The organism is Burkholderia sp. KL41, assembly GCF_057005415.2.
Map to the genome: position 1 here is coordinate 2,212,066 of NZ_CM174446.1, position 17,527 is coordinate 2,229,592.

The window sequence follows — 17,527 nt, forward strand, 5'->3', positions numbered from 1 at the left end:
GTGAGACGAACGTCTCACGCCCGCCGCGTGCTGCGATGCAATGTGATCCGTCGAACGGGATGTGCTACAAGAACATCGCATTCCCCGCCGTACGGAACCGGAGCCGACCATGCCTTACGCCGTCCCCCAGGCCCAGCACGCCGACCGTGTGCTCGGCGCGCTCGCCGGACGCCTGCCCGCGCCGGCCGAATCCACGCGCCTCGTGTCATCGTGGCAACGGTCGCTCGAGCGCTACCGTCTCGACCCCGCTTCGTCGATCGGCCCGCGCGTGCTGACCGCGGCGGAGCTGCGCGAAGTGCGCGACAAGGAAGAGGCCTTCCTGCGCGCATCGGGCCAGTGCCTGACGCGGCTGCACGACATGATCCGCGTCGCCGACTACTGCGTGATGCTGACCGACGCGCACGGCGTGACGATCGACTACCGGATCGACCGCGAGCGCCGCAACGACTTCCGCCACGCGGGGCTGCACATCGGCTCGTGCTGGTCGGAAAGCGAGGAAGGCACCTGCGGTGTCGCGAACGTGCTGACCGATCTCGCGCCGATCACCGTGCACAAGACCGATCACTTTCGCGCGGCCTTCACGACGCTCACCTGCAGCGCGGCGCCGATCTTCTCGCCGGGCGGCGAGCTGATCGGCGTGCTCGACGCGTCGGCCGTTCAATCGCCCGACGGCCGCGACAGCCAGCGTCTCGTCTATCAGCTCGTGCGGCAGAGCGCGGCACTGATCGAGGACGGCTACTTCGTGCACAGCACCGCGCAGCACTGGATCCTGTTCGGGCATCCGAATCGTCACTACGTCGAAGCGCAACCCGAGTGGCTGATCGCGTTCGACGAATGCGGCAATATCGTCGCCGCGAACCGGCAGGCGCGCGACGCGCTGCCGGCACTGCGCGAACCGCGCCATATCGACGAGATCTTCGATGCGACCGAGATGCCGCTGCGCGATGCCGCGCGGCTCGACGCGATCGTCGCGCTGCGACTGCGCGCGACCGGCGCGCCGCTCTATGCGCGGCTGCGCGCGCCGCTACGGCGCACCGGCCGCGAGCCCGGCACGGCCTCGCGCCGCCCGGGCACCACGCAACGCCACGTCGGCGCGCTGACGCCGTTCCTGCACAGCAGCGATGCGCATATCGCGCAACAGGCCGAACTCGCGTTGCGGGTCGCGAGCAAGCGGCTGCCGATTCTCGTGCTCGGCGAGACCGGTGCGGGCAAGGAAGTGTTCGCGCGCGCGATCCATGACGCCGGCGCGCGGCGCGCGCGGCCGTTCGTCGCCGTCAACTGCGGCGCACTGCCGGAAGCACTGATCGAGAGTGAATTGTTCGGTTATGCGGCCGGTGCGTTTACCGGCGCACGCAAGCACGGCGCGCGCGGCAAGATCGCACTCGCCGACGGCGGCACGCTGTTCCTCGACGAAATCGGCGACATGCCGCTCGCGCTGCAGACACGCCTGTTGCGCGTGCTCGCCGATGGCGAGGTCGTGCCGCTCGGCAGCGATACGCCCGTGCGCGTCGATCTCGACGTGATCTGCGCGACGCACCGCGATCTCGCGCGCATGGTGGCCGACGGCACGTTCCGCGAGGATCTGTACTACCGGCTGAGCGGCGCGACGTTCGAACTGCCGCCGCTGCGCGAGCGCGCGGACGTGCGCGACGTGATCGCCACCGTGTTCGCCGAGGAGGCGCAGGCAACCGGCCACGTGCTGACACTCGATGCAACGCTCGCGGAACAGCTCGCCGCGTATCCGTGGCCCGGCAACGTCCGGCAGTTGCGCAACGTGCTGCGCTATGCGTGCGCGGTATGCGACGCCGCGCGCGTGACGCGACAGGATCTGCCGGCCGATATCGCCGCGCAGCTCGGCGGCGCGTCGATCGGCACCCTGCCTGACGACGAGCGCGGCCGCATCGTCGCGGCGCTCACCGCGCACCGCTGGCGGCCCGATGCCGCCGCGCAGGCGCTCGGCATCTCGCGCGCGACGTTGTACCGGCGCATCGCGAAGCACCGGATCGTCGCGCCGCACCGCGCGTGACGTGCGGGTGCCGACGCGTGCCCCGTCACGCGAGCTGCCCGACCGCGTCGTGCGCGTCGTTCGCGTCGTTTCCCTCTCCGGCCGCTTCGTCGAGCCGCGCGAACACCTCGCGCGCCGCGAACAGCGCGTTGAGCGCGGCCGGGAAACCCGCGTACACGGACATCTGCATGAACACCTCGACGATCTCGTCGCGCGTGCAGCCCACGTTCAGCGCGGCCTCGATATGCACCTTCAACTGCGGCTGCGCGTTGCCGAGCGCGGCCAGTGCCGAGATCGTCGCAATCTCGCGCGCCTTCAGGCCGAGTTGCGGCCGGCTGTAGATGTCGCCGAAGCCGAACTCGACCAGCAGCCGTGCGAAGTCCGGGGCGATCGGCGCAAGCGCCGCGATCACGCGTTCGCCCGCCTCCCCGTCGATTTCCTTCAGTTTGTTCCAGCCGCGCGTGTAGCGGTCTTCAACGAGTCGTTCCATGGTGTCCGTCCTGTTCCGATGGGGAGTGAGAGGGTTTTGCCCGTCGTGCCGCATCGCGCTCCTGTGCCTCGTAGTACGCGATCTTGTCGCTGATCACGTCGAGGCTCGCCTGCAGCTCCGCGAGATGCGCGCGCACCGCGTCGCGATGCGTGACCAGCAGGCTGCGCCGCGCACCGAAGGTCGGCTCGCCCTGCTCGCGCAGCGCCGCGAATTCCTGCATCTGCGCGATCGGCATGCCGGTCGCCTTCAGGCGCATCACGAAGGCCAGCCAGTCAAGGTCGGCCGGCGCATAGAGCCGGTGCCCGGCCGCCGTGCGCGAAATCGCACGCAGCAGGCCGGCCTGCTCGTAGTACCGCAGCGTATGCGTGGACAAGCCGGTCAGCTCGGCGACTTGCCCGATCGTCAGCGGACCGGTGGCGGAAGGTTTGGATACGGTTTTCGACATGGCAGGAACAAGGTTAGGAGTTAGAGTCAACTCTAAGTCAAGCGCTTTTGAACGGCCAGCGCGACGACGACCCACGACACCCCGCGACACCGTAAAGAATGGTCAAAACCGCCGCCCTGCACGGGTTTCGGTCTTTACAGCACCGCAAGCCTTCAGCAAGATTCGGTCAGCCTGTCTTAAAAAGGGCACGCATTTGTCCTATGCTTAACGGCGACGCCCGGCCAAGTCTCGCCCGCCGTCCGTTGCAACAGCCATTCATCCGTCAGAATCAGAACCAGGGAGCCTTTGCCATGCTGAAAAAGCTGCTGATGCTGTTCGTCGCGCTGTCGCTGTCACTCGCCGCAGGCCTTGCCGCGGCCGTCGAAGTCAACACGGCCGACCAGGCCGCGCTCGAATCCGTGAAAGGTCTCGGGCCCGTGAAGTCGAAAGCGATCATCGACGAACGCACCAAGAACGGCCCGTTCAAGGACGCGGACGATCTCGCGAACCGCGTAAAGGGCCTCGGCACGAAATCGGTCGGCCATCTCGAGGAAAACGGCCTGACGATCGGCGGCTCGTCGACGCCGCCGAAGGGCGTGAAGCTGTCGAAGCCGGCCGCGACGACGTCGGCACCTCCGTCGGCAACGACGTCGGCAGGCACCGCGTCGACGTCCACGACCGCGACGGCCGGTACGACGGCCACTGCGCCGGCACCGGCGGCAAGCGCGCCGGACACGGCGGCGAAACCGGCCAAGGCCAAGCGCGCATCGAAGAAGGAAAAGGCCGCCGCGGCCGCAGCGGCATCCGCCGACGCGGGTGCGAGCGCACCGGCCGCGGCGTCGTCGGCCAAGGCGACGAAGGGTTCGAAGAAGAAAAGCAAGAAGGACAAGGCAGCCTCCGCCGCCGCGGCGTCGGGCGCCTGATGTGCGCCGCGCGCGCGACGGCGTGCGCGCGGCATTCGTTCAACGGGCGTCGTCGTCACGACGCCCTTTTCAGTAAAGGTGAAGCACCATGGGTCTCCTCGACATCGTTGGCGGTCTGCTCGGCGGCCAGGCCGGCGGCAACTCGCAAAGCGCGCTGATCACGACCGCGCTCGAATTCATCAACAACCAGCCGGGCGGCCTGAACGGCCTGATCGAGAAGTTCAAGGCAGGCGGCGCCGGCGACATCATCGGCTCGTGGGTCGGCAACGGCGAAAACCAGCCGATCTCGGCAGACGCGCTGCAGAACGTGCTCGGCTCCGACGTCGTCGGCTCGCTCGCGAGCAAGGTCGGCATCGATCCGTCGCAGGCTTCGTCGATCCTCGCGCAGGTGCTGCCGCACGTCGTCAACGGCGCGACGCCGAACGGCGAAGTGCCGGCAGGCGGCCAGATCGATACGTCGAACGTGCTCGGCGCGCTCACGCAACTCGCCGGCATGTTCGGCGGCAACAAGCAGGGCTGAGCATCCCGGCCCGCGCGGCGGCCCGTTCCGCCGCCCCATAAGCAAACACCCCGCCGAGGCGGGGTGTTTGTTTTTGCGCGCCCGGCGCGAACCGGGCGGGTAGCCGACGGCAGGCGATCAGTGAACGACGCGGTCGAACACGAACTTGCCGTCGTTGACGTCGACCGGAATCACGTCCTTCGGACCGAAACGGCCCGCGAGGATGAGCTTCGCGACCGGGTTCTCGATCTCCTGCTGGATCGCGCGCTTCAGCGGTCGCGCACCGAACAGCGGATCGTAGCCGACCTTGCCGATCTGTTCGAGCGCCGCCGGCGACACGTCGAGCGCCATGTCGAGCTTCGCGAGCCGGTCGTGCAGGCGGGCGAGCTGGATCTTCGCGATCGACTCGATGTTGCTGCGGTCGAGCGCATGGAACACGACGACGTCGTCGATCCGGTTCAGGAACTCGGGGCGGAAATGCTGCTTCACCTCGAGCCACACCGCGTCCTTGATCTCTTCCTGCGGCGCGCCCGTCATCGCCTGGATCACCTGCGAGCCGAGGTTCGACGTCATCACGATCACCGTGTTCTTGAAGTCGACCGTGCGCCCCTGCCCGTCCGTCATGCGGCCGTCGTCGAGCACTTGCAGCAGCACGTTGAACACGTCCGGATGCGCCTTCTCGATCTCGTCGAGCAGGATCACGCTGTACGGCTTGCGGCGCACGGCTTCCGTCAGGTAACCGCCTTCCTCGTAACCGACATAGCCCGGCGGCGCGCCGATCAGCCGCGCGACGCTGTGCTTCTCCATGAACTCGCTCATGTCGATGCGGATCAGGTGCTCTTCCGAATCGAACAGGAACGACGCCAGCGCCTTGCACAGTTCGGTCTTGCCGACACCCGTCGGACCGAGGAACAGGAACGAGCCGTACGGACGGTTCGGATCGGCGAGACCCGCGCGCGAACGGCGGATCGCGTCGGCCACCGCGCCGATCGCCTCATGCTGGCCGACCACGCGCTCGTGCAGCTTTTCCTCGATGTGCAGCAGCTTCTCGCGTTCGCCCTGCATCATCCGCGACACCGGAATCCCGGTCGAACGCGACACGACTTCCGCGATTTCCTCGGCGCCGACCTGCGTGCGCAGCAGGCGCGGCCGCGTCGGGTTGTGCTGCTCCTGCTCTTCGGCCTGCGTGACCTGCTTCAGCTGCGCCTCGAGCTGCGGCAGCTTGCCGTACTGCAGCTCGGCGACCTTCTCCAGCTTGCCGTCGCGCTGCAGCCGCGCGATGTCCGCCCGCACCTTCTCGATCTCTTCCTTCAACTGCGCGCTGCCCTGCACCGCGGCCTTCTCGGCGGTCCAGATCTCATCGAGGTCCGCATATTCGCGGCCGAGGCGCTCGATCTCTTCCTCGATCAGCTGCAGGCGCTTTTGCGATGCTTCGTCCTGCTCCTTCTTCACGGCTTCGCGCTCGATCTTCAGCTGGATCAGCCGGCGGTCGAGCTTGTCCATCTCTTCGGGCTTCGAATCGATTTCCATCTTGATCTTCGAAGCGGCTTCGTCGATCAGGTCGATGGCCTTGTCGGGCAGGAAACGATCGGTGATGTAGCGGTGCGACAGTTCGGCCGCGGCGACGATCGCCGGATCGGTGATGTCGACGCCGTGGTGCAGTTCGTACTTCTCCTGCAGCCCGCGCAGGATCGCGATCGTCGCCTCGACGCTCGGCTCGTCGACGAGCACCTTCTGGAAGCGGCGCTCGAGCGCGGCATCCTTCTCGATGTACTTGCGGTATTCGTCGAGCGTGGTCGCGCCGATGCAGTGCAGCTCGCCGCGCGACAGCGCCGGCTTCAGCATGTTGCCCGCATCCATCGCGCCTTCGGCCTTGCCCGCGCCGACCATCGTGTGGATTTCGTCGATGAAGACGATCGTCTGGCCTTCGTCCTTCGCGATGTCGTTGAGCACCGCCTTCAGGCGCTCCTCGAATTCACCGCGATACTTCGCGCCGGCGAGCAGCGCGGCCATGTCGAGCGATAGCACGCGCTTGCCCTTCAGCGTCTCCGGCACTTCGCCGTTGACGATCCGCTGCGCGAGCCCTTCGACGATCGCCGTCTTGCCGACGCCCGGCTCGCCGATCAGCACCGGGTTGTTCTTGGTGCGGCGCTGCAGGATCTGGATCGAACGGCGGATTTCGTCGTCGCGGCCGATCACCGGATCGAGCTTGCCCGCACGGGCGCGCTCGGTCAGGTCGACCGTGTACTTCTTCAGCGCCTCGCGCTGGCTTTCCGCGTCCTGGCTGTGCACCTGCGAGCCGCCTCGCACCGCGGCGATCGCGGCTTCGAGCGACTTGCGCGTGAGGCCGTGCTGGCGCGCGAGCTTGCCGGCTTCGCCCTTGTCGTCGGACACGGCGAGCAGGAACATCTCACTCGCGATGAACGTGTCGTTGAGCTTCTGCGCTTCCTTGTCGGCCTGGTTCAGCAGCCCGGCCAGTTCGCGGCCGATCTGGATGTCGCCGCCCGTACCCGTCACTTGCGGCAGGCGCGAGATCGCTTCGTTCAGCGCGCCTTGCAGCGCCTGGATGTGAACACCCGCGCGCGACATCAGCGAGCGGGCGGAGCCGTCCTGCTGCGCGACCAGTGCGGCCAGCACGTGAACGGGTTCGATGTATTGATTGTCGCGGCCAGCCGCAAGGCTTTGCGCGTCAGCGAGTGCTTCCTGGAACTTGGTGGTGAGCTTGTCGATTCTCATTTTGTCGAGACCTCCAATTTTCGATTAACACCAAGATGAGGATGGTTATGCGGCTTTCAAGCGAAATTCGGGTTGATTCAGCGCAAAAATCGATGGATACCCTCGAAGCGGCCCCGGGACGGGCCGCTGCCGGGTCGCGGAGCACGGCGCTCGCTTATCAGTCGGCCGTCGACGGCGGCTCGACGGACACGGGCGCGTCTTCCGGCAACGGCGCGGCGGGATGCACGCGCACGACCGGGCGAATGCCGAGCAGCGCCATGAGCGGCGCAGCGGGTTCGACCAGTTCACCGAGCGTGTGACGGTCGAGTTCGGCGAAGAACGCATCGCGCGCGGCCGCCAGTACGCCCTTCAGGCGACACTGCGGCTCGATCACGCAGCCGCGCGACTCACCTTCGGCCGAAAAGCAGCCGACCAGCGCGAAATCGCTCTCGGTTGCGCGCACGACCTGACCGACGGTCAGTTGCAGCGATTCGGGGAACAGCCTCAGCCCGCCATTGCGGCCGCGAACGGTGTCGACCCATCCCAGCTCGCCGAGCTGCTGCACGACTTTCATCAGATGGTTCTTCGAGATGCCGTAGGCGTCCGAAATCTCCTGGATCGTCGCGAGTCCCTCGCCGCGCACGGCAAGGTAAAGCATCACGCGCAGCGAATAGTCGGTGTAGTCGGTGAGTCTCATGGGTGAATACGGAAGAGATCGATCGTGTCCCATTTACGTGAGCCGGGCCGATCGGGATGCGCACGGGGCCGGTCGACAGCCCTGTTCCGCGGCCCCGGGTTGCCGGGATGGCGCGCGCGCAATAAGATGCGTGACATCTACACGTTTTTCAGGGGTCGTTGGTCGCTATTTTGCGTCAAAATCCGGCCGGCGTCCTGCACGATGCCCGCGCCGCCGCCCCGTCGTTGTCCGTCTCTCCCGGCCCTTTTTGCCATGACCGTCCTGCCCGCCTCACCCGATACCGCACCGGCCCGCCCTCGCGACGCCGAGCCGACCGAAGAAAACATCCGCGATCTCGTCTACGCGTTCTACGACCGCGTGCGCGCCGATCCGCTGCTCGGGCCCGTGTTCGACGCAAAGCTGGCCGGCCGCTGGGACGACCACCTGCCGAAGATGGTCACGTTCTGGTCGAGCCTCGTGCTCGGCACCAAGGGCTATCGCGGCAACGTGCAGCAGGCGCACCAGCCGCTCGACGGGATCGAGCCGGCCCATTTCAGCCGCTGGCTGTCGCTGTTCCTGAAGACCGTCGAGGCGCGCTACGCACCGCCCGCGGCGATCCGCTTCATGGAGCCGGCGCTGCGGATCGCACAGAGCCTGCAGCTGAGCCGCTTCGGCTGGGATTACCGGATTCCGCCCGAGCAGCAGGCGCTGCTCGACGCGATCGCACCGCGCCGCCGCGGCGGGGACGACGGGGGCGACGATCCGCACGCGTTGCCGTCGCGTGCCCGCGGCGAGCCGTTTCCGACGAAGATCATCGGGCGCAGCACCGATCCGGACGCGTAACGGGTTGCCGTCACGGGTTGCCGTCACGCGCGGCGCTTGCGTGCATGCGGCACCTTGCCGCACGATGCCGACGCCGCGCTCAGCGCCGCGTATTGCCCGATTCGATCCCCCAGCGCGCGAGCGCGGCATCGTCGGTGCTGCGCGCGTCGACCCAGCGCTCGCCGTCCGGCGTGGTTTCCTTCTTCCAGAACGGCGCTTCGGTCTTCAGGTAGTCCATCACGAACTCGCACGACGCGAACGCGTCGCCGCGGTGCGACGCAACCGTGGCGACCATCACGATCTGGTCGAGCGGCAGGAGCCTGCCGACGCGATGCACGATCGCGACGTCGATGCCCGGCCAGCGCCGGCCGGCCTCGGCCGCAATCTTCTCGAGTGCCTTCTCGGTCATCCCCGGATAGTGCTCGAGTTCCATCGCGGCAACCGCATCACCTTCGTTCAGATCGCGCACCGTGCCGACGAAGCACGCGACCGCGCCGATCTTCGGGTTGCGCGCACGCAATGCCGCGACCTCGGCGTTCAGGTCGAAGTCGTCGGTCTGGATTCGTACCGTTGCCATTGCCGGTGCCTCAACCGCCCGTCACAGGCGGAAAGAACGCCACTTCGCAGCCTTCGGTGAGCCGCGTCTCGGGATCGGTCATCTCGTGATTGCACGCCATGCGCAGCGCGCGCCCTTCCGCGAGCGTCTCGGCCCATGCCCCGCCGCGCACGCGCAGCCACGCGCGCACGTCGCCCACGGTCGTGACGCTGTCCGGCACGTCGGCCTGCTCGTCGGCAACACCCAGTGCCTCGCGTACGCTTGCAAAAAATTTCAGCTGAATCTTCATGGTTCGGGAAGCCGTCGCGTTACGACAGCAGTTCGGAAAACGGAATGAAACGCACGGTCTCGCCGGCGCTGATCGCGTGCTGCGGCGGATTGTCGATCAGGCCGTCGCCCCACACCGTCGACGTCAGCACCGCCGAACTCTGGTTCGGGAACAGGTCGAGGCCGCCGGCCGCGTTCACGCGGGCACGCAGGAATTCGTTGCGGCGGTCGCCCTTGCCTTGCGAGAAGTCGGCGCGCAGCGACAGCGCGCGTGGCGCGACGTCGCGCACGCCGGACAGGCGCAGCAGGAACGGCCGCACGAACAGCAGGAACGTGACGAAACTCGATACCGGGTTGCCTGGCAGCCCGATGAAGTGCGCATCGGGGCGATCGTCGCCACGGCGCACCGCGCCGTAGGCAAGCGGCTTGCCGGGCTTCATCGCGATCTGCCACAGCGCGAGCCGCCCTTCGGCCTCGACGGCCGGCTTCACGTGATCCTCGTCGCCGACCGACACGCCGCCGCTCGTCAGGATCACGTCGTGATCGCGCGCGGCCGCGCGCAGCGTGTCGCGCGTCGCGGCGAGCGAATCGGGCACGATCCCGTAGTCGGTCACGTGGCAGCCGAGCCGCTCCAGCAGCCCGCGCAGCGTGAAGCGGTTCGAGTTGTAGATCGCGCCGGGCTTCAGCGGCTCGCCCGGCATCGTCAGTTCGTCGCCGGTGAAGAACACCGCGACACGAATCCGCCGCGCGACCGGCAACTGCGCGCAGCCGACCGACGCGGCAAGACCGAGCGCCTGCGGCGTGAGCCGCGTGCCGGCCGGCAGGATCACCGAGCCCTGCCGGATATCCGCGCCCTGCGCGGTGATCCATTCACCGGCCTTCGGCGTGTGCAGGATCTCGACCGCATCGCCGTCGGCCGACGCCTGCTCCTGCATCACGACAGCGTCGGCGCCGGGCGGCACCGTCGCGCCGGTGAAGATCCGCGCGGCCGTGCCGGCAACGAGCGGCGCGGCCGGATGGCCCGCCGGAATGCGCTGCGACACCGGCAAACGCCGCTCGCCATGCAGCAGGTCGGCGACGCGCACCGCATAGCCGTCCATCGCGCTCGTATGCATCGGCGGCACGTCGAGCGGCGAGCTCACGTCGGCCGCCAGCACGCGGCCGAGCGCATCGAGCGTGGCGACGGTTTCGACGCCGGGCAACGGCTTCGCGGCATCGAGCAGCGCGGCGAGCGCCTCGGCGGTCGACAGCATCGGCGCGCGCGGCGCCGCGGGATTCGGGTTCGACATCGATGGAATCGGGGATCGTTGGATTCAATACGTCATTGTAGCGACGCCGTCGCGCGGGCGCGCGATATGGCGGACATGCGGAAACTGTGATTCGCGCGAACGCGCGGGTCTGGCACTTGTTTCACGCGCGATGCCGGTTTGACGGCAGCCGCGCGGCGGGATGCCGAACGCGTGCGCGGCGCGGCATCGCCAAACGAAACGGCCGGAACCCCGATCCGTTCGACGAATCGGCATTCCGGCCGTCCTGCGCTGCCGGGCCCGCGGCCCGGCCACGCGTCATGCGCCCGTATGGGCGGCGATGAAGTCCTTCACCTGCTGCGCGTCGGCCTTCACGACCTCGAAACGCTGCGGCAGCGCCTCGAGCCCGTCGAATGCGGCCGGACGCTCGGCTTCGCGATCGAGTGCCTCGCGAATCGTCTCGCCGAACTTGATCGGCTGTGCGGTCTCGAGCACGACCATCGGCACGCCCGCGTCGAGATGCTCGCGCGCGACCTTCACGCCGTCGGCCGTGTGCGTATCGATCATCGTGTCGTAACGCGAGAACACGTCGCGGATCGTCGCGATGCGGTCCGTGTGGCTGCTGCGGCCCGACACGAAACCGAACTCGGCGACCCGTGCGAAATCGCCGCTCGCCGCGAGATCGAAGCCGCCCTTCTCCTCGACGTCGCGGAACAGCTGCATCACGCGCGCCGGATCGCGGCCGAGCAGGTCGAACACGAAGCGCTCGAAATTCGATGCCTTCGAGATGTCCATGCTCGGGCTGCTCGTGTGATAGGTGTTCTCGGCGCTGCGCACGCGATACGCGCCCGTGCGGAAGAACTCGTCGAGCACGTCGTTCTCGTTGGTCGCGACCACGAGCTTCGCGATCGGCAGGCCCATCATCCGCGCGATGTGGCCCGCGCAGACGTTGCCGAAGTTGCCCGACGGCACCGTGAACGACACGCGCTCGTCGTTGGACTGCGTCGCCGCGAAGTAGCCCTTGAAGTAGTACACGACCTGCGCGACGACGCGCGCCCAGTTGATCGAGTTGACCGTGCCGATCTTCTGCTGCGCCTTGAACGCGTGATCGTTCGACACCGCCTTCACGATGTCCTGGCAGTCGTCGAACACGCCTTCGACCGCGAGGTTGAAGATGTTCGGATCCTGCAGGCTGAACATCTGGGCCGTCTGGAACGCGCTCATCTTCTTGTGCGGCGACAGCATGAACACGCGCACGCCGGCCTTGCCGCGCATCGCGTATTCGGCCGCGCTGCCCGTGTCGCCGGACGTCGCGCCGAGAATGTTCAGCGTCTGCCCGTGCTTCGCGAGCGTGTACTCGAACAGGCTGCCGAGCAGCTGCATCGCCATGTCCTTGAACGCGAGCGTCGGGCCGTTCGACAGCTCCAGCAGCGACAGCGCCGCGCCGTTCTCGGTGCCGAGCGTCTTCAGCGGCGTGATGTCGGACGCGTTCTCGCCATGGCGCGTGTTGCGGTACACGTCGGCCGTGTACGTGCGGCGCGTGATCGCGCGCAGGTCGTCGGCCGGCACGTCGTCGCAGAACTTCGACAGGATCTCGAACGCGAGATCCGCATACGACAGCGTGCGCCAGCGCGCGAGCTCGTCGGCCGACACCTTCGGATATTCGGACGGCAGGTACAGCCCGCCGTCCTTCGCGAGGCCGCCGAGCAGGATGTCGGAGAACGTGTGGCGCTCGCCGATGCCGGCGCCGCGCGTGGAGATGTAGTTCATGTCGCCTTCCGTCCTCAGTTCAGCGCTTCCATGCGCAGCTTCGTTACCTTCGAGACCACCGTCGAGAGGCTCTCGATCTGCGCGATCGCCGCGTTGACGTTCTTCTCGACCGTCTCGTGCGTGATCAGGATGATGTCGGTCTCGCCGTTCGCGCCGTCGATCTGCTCCGATTCCTTCTGCAGCAGCGCGTCGATCGAGATGCCCGATGCGGCGAGGATGCGCGTGATGTCGGCCAGCACGCCCGTCTGGTCGGCGACGCGCAGGCGCAGGTAGTAGCCGCTCGTCACTTCCTCGATCGGCAGGATCGGCGTGTTCGACAGGCTGTCCGGCTGGAACGCGAGATGCGGCACGCGATGCTCGGGGTCCGCCGTGTGCAGGCGCGTGACGTCGACGAGATCCGCGACCACGGCCGACGCGGTCGGCTCCGCGCCCGCGCCCTTGCCGTAATACAGCGTCGTGCCGACCGCGTCGCCGTGCACGACGACCGCGTTCATCGCGCCCTCGACGTTCGCGAGCAGGCGCTTTTCCGGGATCAGCGTCGGGTGCACGCGCAGCTCGATGCCGTTTGCGGCGCGGCGCGCGATGCCGAGCAGCTTGATCCGGTAGCCGAGTTCTTCCGCGTAGCGGATGTCGGTCGCGTCGAGCTTGCTGATGCCCTCGACGTAAGCGCGGTCGAACTGCACCGGCACGCCGAACGCGATCGCGCTCATGATCGTCGCCTTGTGCGCGGCGTCGACGCCTTCGATGTCGAAGGTCGGATCGGCTTCCGCGTAGCCGAGCTCCTGCGCGGCCTTCAGCGCGGTCGCGAAGTCGAGCCCGCGATCGCGCATTTCCGACAGGATGTAGTTGGTCGTGCCGTTGATGATGCCTGCGATGTACTGGATGCGGTTCGCGGTCAGGCCTTCGCGCAGCGCCTTGATGATCGGGATGCCGCCGGCGACGGCCGCCTCGAACGCGACCATCACGCCCTTCGCGCGCGCAGCCTCGAAGATCTCGGTGCCGTGCACCGCGAGCAGCGCCTTGTTGGCCGTCACGACATGCTTGCCGTTCGCGATTGCGCGCAGCACGAGGTCGCGCGCGATGCCCGTGCCGCCGATCATCTCGGCGACGATCGCGATCGACGGATCATCGACGACCGCGTTGAAATCGTCGGTGATCTGCGCAGCGCCGGCATCGCCGCCGAGCGCAGCCAGCGCCTTGGCCGGGTTGCGCACCGCAATGCGCGTCACCTCGATGCCGCGCCCCGCGCGTCGCTTGATTTCTTCCTGGTTGCGGCCCAGCACCGTGAAGGTGCCGCTGCCCACCGTGCCGAAGCCCAACAGGCCAACTTTGATCGGTTCCATGCTGCGTGTGATCGATGATTAAGAAGTAGTGAGTGCCGTGTGGTCCTGCCGCTCAGGCCGAATGGCGCTTGCGGTAGCCGTCGAGGAAGCGTGCGATCCGGTTGATCGAATCGGTCAGGTCGTCGAGGTTCGGCAGGAAGACCACGCGGAAGTGGTCCGGCGTCGTCCAGTTGAAGCCCGTGCCCTGCACGAGCAGTACGCGCTCCTCGAGCAACAGGTCGAGAATGAACTGCTGGTCGTTCTGGATCGGATAAAGCTTCGGGTCGAGGCGCGGGAACATGTACAGCGCGGCCTGCGGCTTCACGCAGGTCACGCCCGGGATCGACGTGAGCATGTCGTACGCGAGTTCGCGTTGCTTGTACAGGCGCCCGCTCGGCATGATCAGCTCGTTGATGCTCTGGTAGCCGCCGAGCGCCGTCTGGATCGCGAACTGCCCGGGCACGTTCGCGCACAGGCGCATCGACGACAGGATGCCGAGCCCCTCGAGGTAATCCTTCGCGCGCCGGCGGTTGTCGCCGCCGAGGCCCGACACGGCCATCCAGCCCGCGCGGTAGCCGCACGAGCGATAGCTCTTCGACAGGCTGTTGAACGTGACGGTGATCACGTCCTCCGACAGCGAACCCAGCGCCGTGTGCTCGAGGCCGTCGTAGACGATCTTGTCGTACACCTCGTCGGCGAACACGATCAGCCCGTGCTGGCGCGCGATCTCGAGCAGTTCGAGCAGCAATTCGTCCGAATAAAGCGCGCCCGTCGGGTTGTTCGGGTTGATCACGACGATCGCCTTCGTGTTCGGCGTGATCTTGCGGCGGATGTCGTCGAGATCGGGCATCCACGCGTTCTGCTCGTCGCAGATGTAATGTACCGGCGTGCCGCCCGACAGGCTGACCGCCGCCGTCCACAGCGGGTAGTCGGGCGCGGGCAGCAGCACTTCGTCGCCGTCGTTCAGGAGCGCCTGGGTCGCCATCACGATCAGCTCGGACGCGCCGTTGCCGATGTAGATGTCGTCGAGGCCGACGCCCACGACGCCCTTTTCCTGCGTGTAGTGCATCACGGCCTTGCGCGCCGAGAACACGCCCTTCGAATCCGAATAGCCGGACGACGTCGGCAGGTTGCGGATCATGTCCTGGATGATCTCGTCCGGCGCATCGAAACCGAACGGCGCGAGGTTGCCGATGTTCAGCTTGATGATGCGGTGGCCTTCTTCCTCGAGGCGCTTCGCGTGCTCGAGCACCGGGCCACGGATGTCGTAGCAGACGTTGAGCAGCTTGTTCGACTTCTGAATCGGTTTCACGACGACACGGTTCCTGGGTTGGCCTTGCGGCCGGGGGGACGGGATCAAAACTGGAAAGCGGCCGGTCTGTGCGCGCTGTCTAGACTGGGGAAAAGCGGGCGGTCGGGCGCGGCTTGTGGCGACGCGCGACGCAAGTGGCGCCCGGGGGCGACCAAAAAGTTATAATTTAGCGGATTTTGGCCGACTTTCGCAATGCACCATAGCCGCGCCGGGCCCACGCCGTCAGGCGTCCCGCGTGCCCGGGCAAGCGAAACCGGCCTTCCGGGCCCCTGTGGCCCTGCGACACATTCCCCTACGGAACCGCGGAATACCGACTTGAAACTGCACCAGGACGCGAGCGGCGCGCTCAACACCGTCACCGGCTACGGCCCCGATTATGTCGACGTCAATCTCGAACGCCATGAAACGAGCGTCATCGTGCTGCCCGGCGCGCCGGTCCAGACGTGGCCCGTGTCGTCGTTCGACGCGCTCGCGCCCGAGCATTTCGCGATGCTGCTCGAGCCGACGCCCGAACTCGTCATCTTCGGCAGCGGCGCACGGCTGCGCTTCCCGCACCCGCGGCTCGTCGCGGCGCTCACGGCCAAGCGGATCGGCGTCGAGACGATGGATTTCCAGGCGGCCTGCCGCACCTACAACATCCTGATGGCCGAAGGCCGCAAAGTCGCCGCCGCGCTCTTAATTGAACGTTAATCCCCGATGCGGTAAAACTCGGGCCGGCGCAGCGGGTCGATCCCCCGGATCGGCCCGGCCAGGCCGCCCGCCCCCGGCGCAACCCGCCGGCGGCCCGTCACAACAACCAACAGGCTGAAAATCCATGAACGATACGCCGTCGAGGCTACCGCTCAACCGCATCACGCTCGTCCTCCTCGTCGTCGCGCTCGCGATCGTCTGGTTCGCGCCGCTCGGGCTGCGCCACCTGATCCCGAGCGACGAAGGCCGCTACGCGGAAATGGCGCGCGAGATGTTCGTCACCGGCGACTGGATCACGCCGCGCTACAACGGCTACAAGTACTTCGAGAAGCCGCCGCTGCAGACCTGGATGAACGCGCTCACGTTCGCGTGGTTCGGCATCGGCGAATGGCAGGCGCGCCTCTACACGGCCCTCGCGAGCTTCGCCGGCGTGCTGCTGGTCGGCTTCACGGGCGCGCGCCTGTTCAACCCGCTGTCCGGTTTCCTCGCCGCCGTCGTGCTCGCGGCGTCGCCGTACTGGAACCTGATGGGCCACTTCAACGCGCTCGACATGGGCCTTGCGTTCTGGATGGCGCTGTCGCTGTGCTCGCTGCTGCTCGCGCAACGGCCCGGGCTGCGCCCGGCCGCGGCGCGCGGCTGGATGTGGGCGTGCTGGGCCGCGATGGCGTTCGCGGTGCTGTCGAAGGGCCTCGTCGGCCTGATCCTGCCCGGCGCCGTGCTCGTGCTCTATACGTTGATCGCGCGTGACTGGGCGCTCTGGAAGCGCCTGTACCTGGTGAGCGGCCTCGTGATCTTCTTCGCGATCGTCACGCCGTGGTTCGTGCTCGTCCAGCAGCGCAACCCCGAGTTCTTCAACTTCTTCTTCATCGTCCAGCAGTTCCGCCGGTACCTGACCCCGGAACAGAACCGTCCGGGCCCGCTCTACTACTTCGTGCCCGTGCTGCTGGTCGGCTTCCTGCCGTGGCTGTCGGTTGCGTGGCAGAGCATCCGCCATGCGCTGCGGATGCCGCGCCAGCCGAACGGCTTCTCGCCGATGCTCGTGCTGCTGATCTGGAGCGCATTCATCTTCCTGTTCTTCAGCGCGTCGCATTCGAAGCTGATCTCGTACGTGCTGCCGGTCGCGCCGGCGCTCGCGCTGATCATCGGCGCGTACCTGCCGCTGATGACCGCCGACCGGTTCCGCCGCCACCTGCTCGGCTACCTCGTGTTCTTCGTCGCCGCGGCGTTCGGGATCATCTTCCTCGCGTACCAGGGCGATGCCCGCACGCCGAACGCGCTGTACCGCGCGTTCCAGATGTGGCTGTACGCTGGCCTCGCGGTCGCGGCCGCGCTGACGCTCGCGGCCGCCTGGCTGAACCGCCGCACGGGCGTCGCCGCCGCGCTTGCCGCGTTCGGCGCCGCGTGGCTCGCCTTCGGCACGATCGGCGGCACCGGGCACGACGAGTTCGGCCGCTACAGCTCGGGCGCGCTGCTCGCGCCGACGGTGCGCGCCGAGCTGGCGAAACTGCCGCCCGACACGCCGTTCTACTCGATCGAGATGCTCGATCACACGTTCCCGTTCTATATGGGCCACACGACGATCATGGTCCAGCGCCAGGACGAGCTCGGGTTCGGCATCTCGATGGAGCCGAACAAGTGGATTCCGACCGTCGACGAATGGATCACGCGCTGGAAGCAGGAAACCCATGCGCTCGCGATCATGCCGCCCGGCCAGTACGACGCCCTGGTCAAGCAAGGCGTGCCGATGCGCGTGATTGCGCGCGACAACCGTCGCGTGATCGTCGAGAAACCGCAATCGTAAGGACGCCC

Annotated in this window: 16 protein-coding genes; 6 read left to right on the plus strand and 10 right to left on the minus strand. The window is 67.3% G+C overall.

Going from position 1 to position 17,527, the window contains the following annotated elements; genetic code table 11:
• Positions 1-109: 109 nt before the first annotated feature.
• A complete protein-coding gene (locus PQB87_RS10310; RefSeq protein ID WP_060067640.1) occupies positions 110-2,026 on the plus strand; it encodes a sigma-54-dependent Fis family transcriptional regulator in 1,917 nt (638 codons plus the stop codon).
• A 25-nt stretch (positions 2,027-2,051) separates the two neighbouring features.
• On the opposite strand, the gene PQB87_RS10315 is transcribed toward PQB87_RS10310, so the two are convergent.
• Complete coding sequence (locus PQB87_RS10315) at positions 2,052-2,495, minus strand: carboxymuconolactone decarboxylase family protein (RefSeq protein ID WP_301861688.1); 444 nt, start codon at positions 2,493-2,495, stop codon at positions 2,052-2,054.
• Positions 2,479-2,940, minus strand: coding sequence for a MerR family transcriptional regulator (locus tag PQB87_RS10320; RefSeq protein ID WP_059687404.1), 462 nt, complete (start codon positions 2,938-2,940; stop codon positions 2,479-2,481). The genes PQB87_RS10315 and PQB87_RS10320 overlap by 17 nt, the downstream gene beginning before the upstream one ends.
• A gap of 290 nt (positions 2,941-3,230) precedes the next feature.
• Between PQB87_RS10320 and PQB87_RS10325 the strand changes: the two genes are divergently transcribed.
• Both PQB87_RS10325 and PQB87_RS10330 read left to right on the plus strand, forming a co-directional pair.
• Complete coding sequence (locus PQB87_RS10325; protein WP_226215562.1) at positions 3,231-3,842, plus strand: ComEA family DNA-binding protein; 612 nt, start codon at positions 3,231-3,233, stop codon at positions 3,840-3,842.
• Positions 3,843-3,930: 88 nt separating this feature from the next.
• Complete coding sequence (locus PQB87_RS10330) at positions 3,931-4,362, plus strand: YidB family protein (protein WP_226215559.1); 432 nt, start codon at positions 3,931-3,933, stop codon at positions 4,360-4,362.
• Between the two features lie 117 nt (positions 4,363-4,479).
• Here the strand turns inward: PQB87_RS10330 and clpB are convergent, their stop codons facing one another.
• Together clpB and PQB87_RS10340 are read right to left on the minus strand one after the other, a co-directional pair.
• Positions 4,480-7,077 carry an ATP-dependent chaperone ClpB gene (gene clpB / locus PQB87_RS10335; protein ID WP_175829751.1) on the minus strand — a complete coding sequence of 866 codons (2,598 nt, stop codon included), beginning with the start codon at positions 7,075-7,077 and terminating at the stop codon, positions 4,480-4,482.
• 157 nt (positions 7,078-7,234) lie between these two features.
• A complete protein-coding gene (locus PQB87_RS10340) occupies positions 7,235-7,753 on the minus strand; it encodes an Rrf2 family transcriptional regulator (protein ID WP_042972750.1) in 519 nt (172 codons plus the stop codon).
• Positions 7,754-8,005: 252 nt separating this feature from the next.
• On the opposite strand from PQB87_RS10340, the gene PQB87_RS10345 reads away from it, so the two are divergent.
• The gene (locus PQB87_RS10345) at positions 8,006-8,575 is read left to right on the plus strand and encodes a group III truncated hemoglobin (RefSeq protein ID WP_060067649.1); all 570 of its coding nucleotides are present in this window, start codon (positions 8,006-8,008) and stop codon (positions 8,573-8,575) included.
• A gap of 79 nt (positions 8,576-8,654) precedes the next feature.
• On the opposite strand, the gene PQB87_RS10350 is transcribed toward PQB87_RS10345, so the two are convergent.
• From PQB87_RS10350 to PQB87_RS10375, 6 genes are all read right to left on the minus strand, one after another.
• Positions 8,655-9,131, minus strand: a complete 477-nt coding sequence (locus PQB87_RS10350; RefSeq protein WP_021156501.1) for a molybdenum cofactor biosynthesis protein MoaE — start codon at positions 9,129-9,131, stop codon at positions 8,655-8,657.
• 10 nt (positions 9,132-9,141) lie between these two features.
• A complete protein-coding gene (gene moaD / locus PQB87_RS10355; RefSeq protein WP_059687399.1) occupies positions 9,142-9,399 on the minus strand; it encodes a molybdopterin converting factor subunit 1 in 258 nt (85 codons plus the stop codon).
• A 19-nt stretch (positions 9,400-9,418) separates the two neighbouring features.
• Positions 9,419-10,666 (minus strand): molybdopterin molybdotransferase MoeA, encoded by a 1,248-nt coding sequence (locus tag PQB87_RS10360; RefSeq protein WP_059687398.1) that lies wholly within the window; start codon positions 10,664-10,666, stop codon positions 9,419-9,421.
• Between the two features lie 276 nt (positions 10,667-10,942).
• Positions 10,943-12,394, minus strand: a complete 1,452-nt coding sequence (gene thrC / locus PQB87_RS10365; RefSeq protein ID WP_059494224.1) for a threonine synthase — start codon at positions 12,392-12,394, stop codon at positions 10,943-10,945.
• 14 nt (positions 12,395-12,408) lie between these two features.
• Entirely contained in the window at positions 12,409-13,737 is a 1,329-nt protein-coding gene (locus tag PQB87_RS10370) for a homoserine dehydrogenase (RefSeq protein ID WP_021156505.1), read from the minus strand.
• Positions 13,738-13,789: 52 nt separating this feature from the next.
• On the minus strand, positions 13,790-15,028 hold the full coding sequence (locus PQB87_RS10375) for a pyridoxal phosphate-dependent aminotransferase (RefSeq protein WP_027787203.1): 1,239 nt from the start codon (positions 15,026-15,028) through the stop codon (positions 13,790-13,792).
• 315 nt (positions 15,029-15,343) lie between these two features.
• Between PQB87_RS10375 and PQB87_RS10380 the strand changes: the two genes are divergently transcribed.
• Together PQB87_RS10380 and PQB87_RS10385 are read left to right on the plus strand one after the other, a co-directional pair.
• Entirely contained in the window at positions 15,344-15,718 is a 375-nt protein-coding gene (locus PQB87_RS10380; protein ID WP_021156508.1) for an Mth938-like domain-containing protein, read from the plus strand.
• 124 nt (positions 15,719-15,842) lie between these two features.
• A complete protein-coding gene (locus PQB87_RS10385; protein ID WP_060084265.1) occupies positions 15,843-17,519 on the plus strand; it encodes a glycosyltransferase family 39 protein in 1,677 nt (558 codons plus the stop codon).
• Positions 17,520-17,527 lie beyond the last annotated feature (8 nt).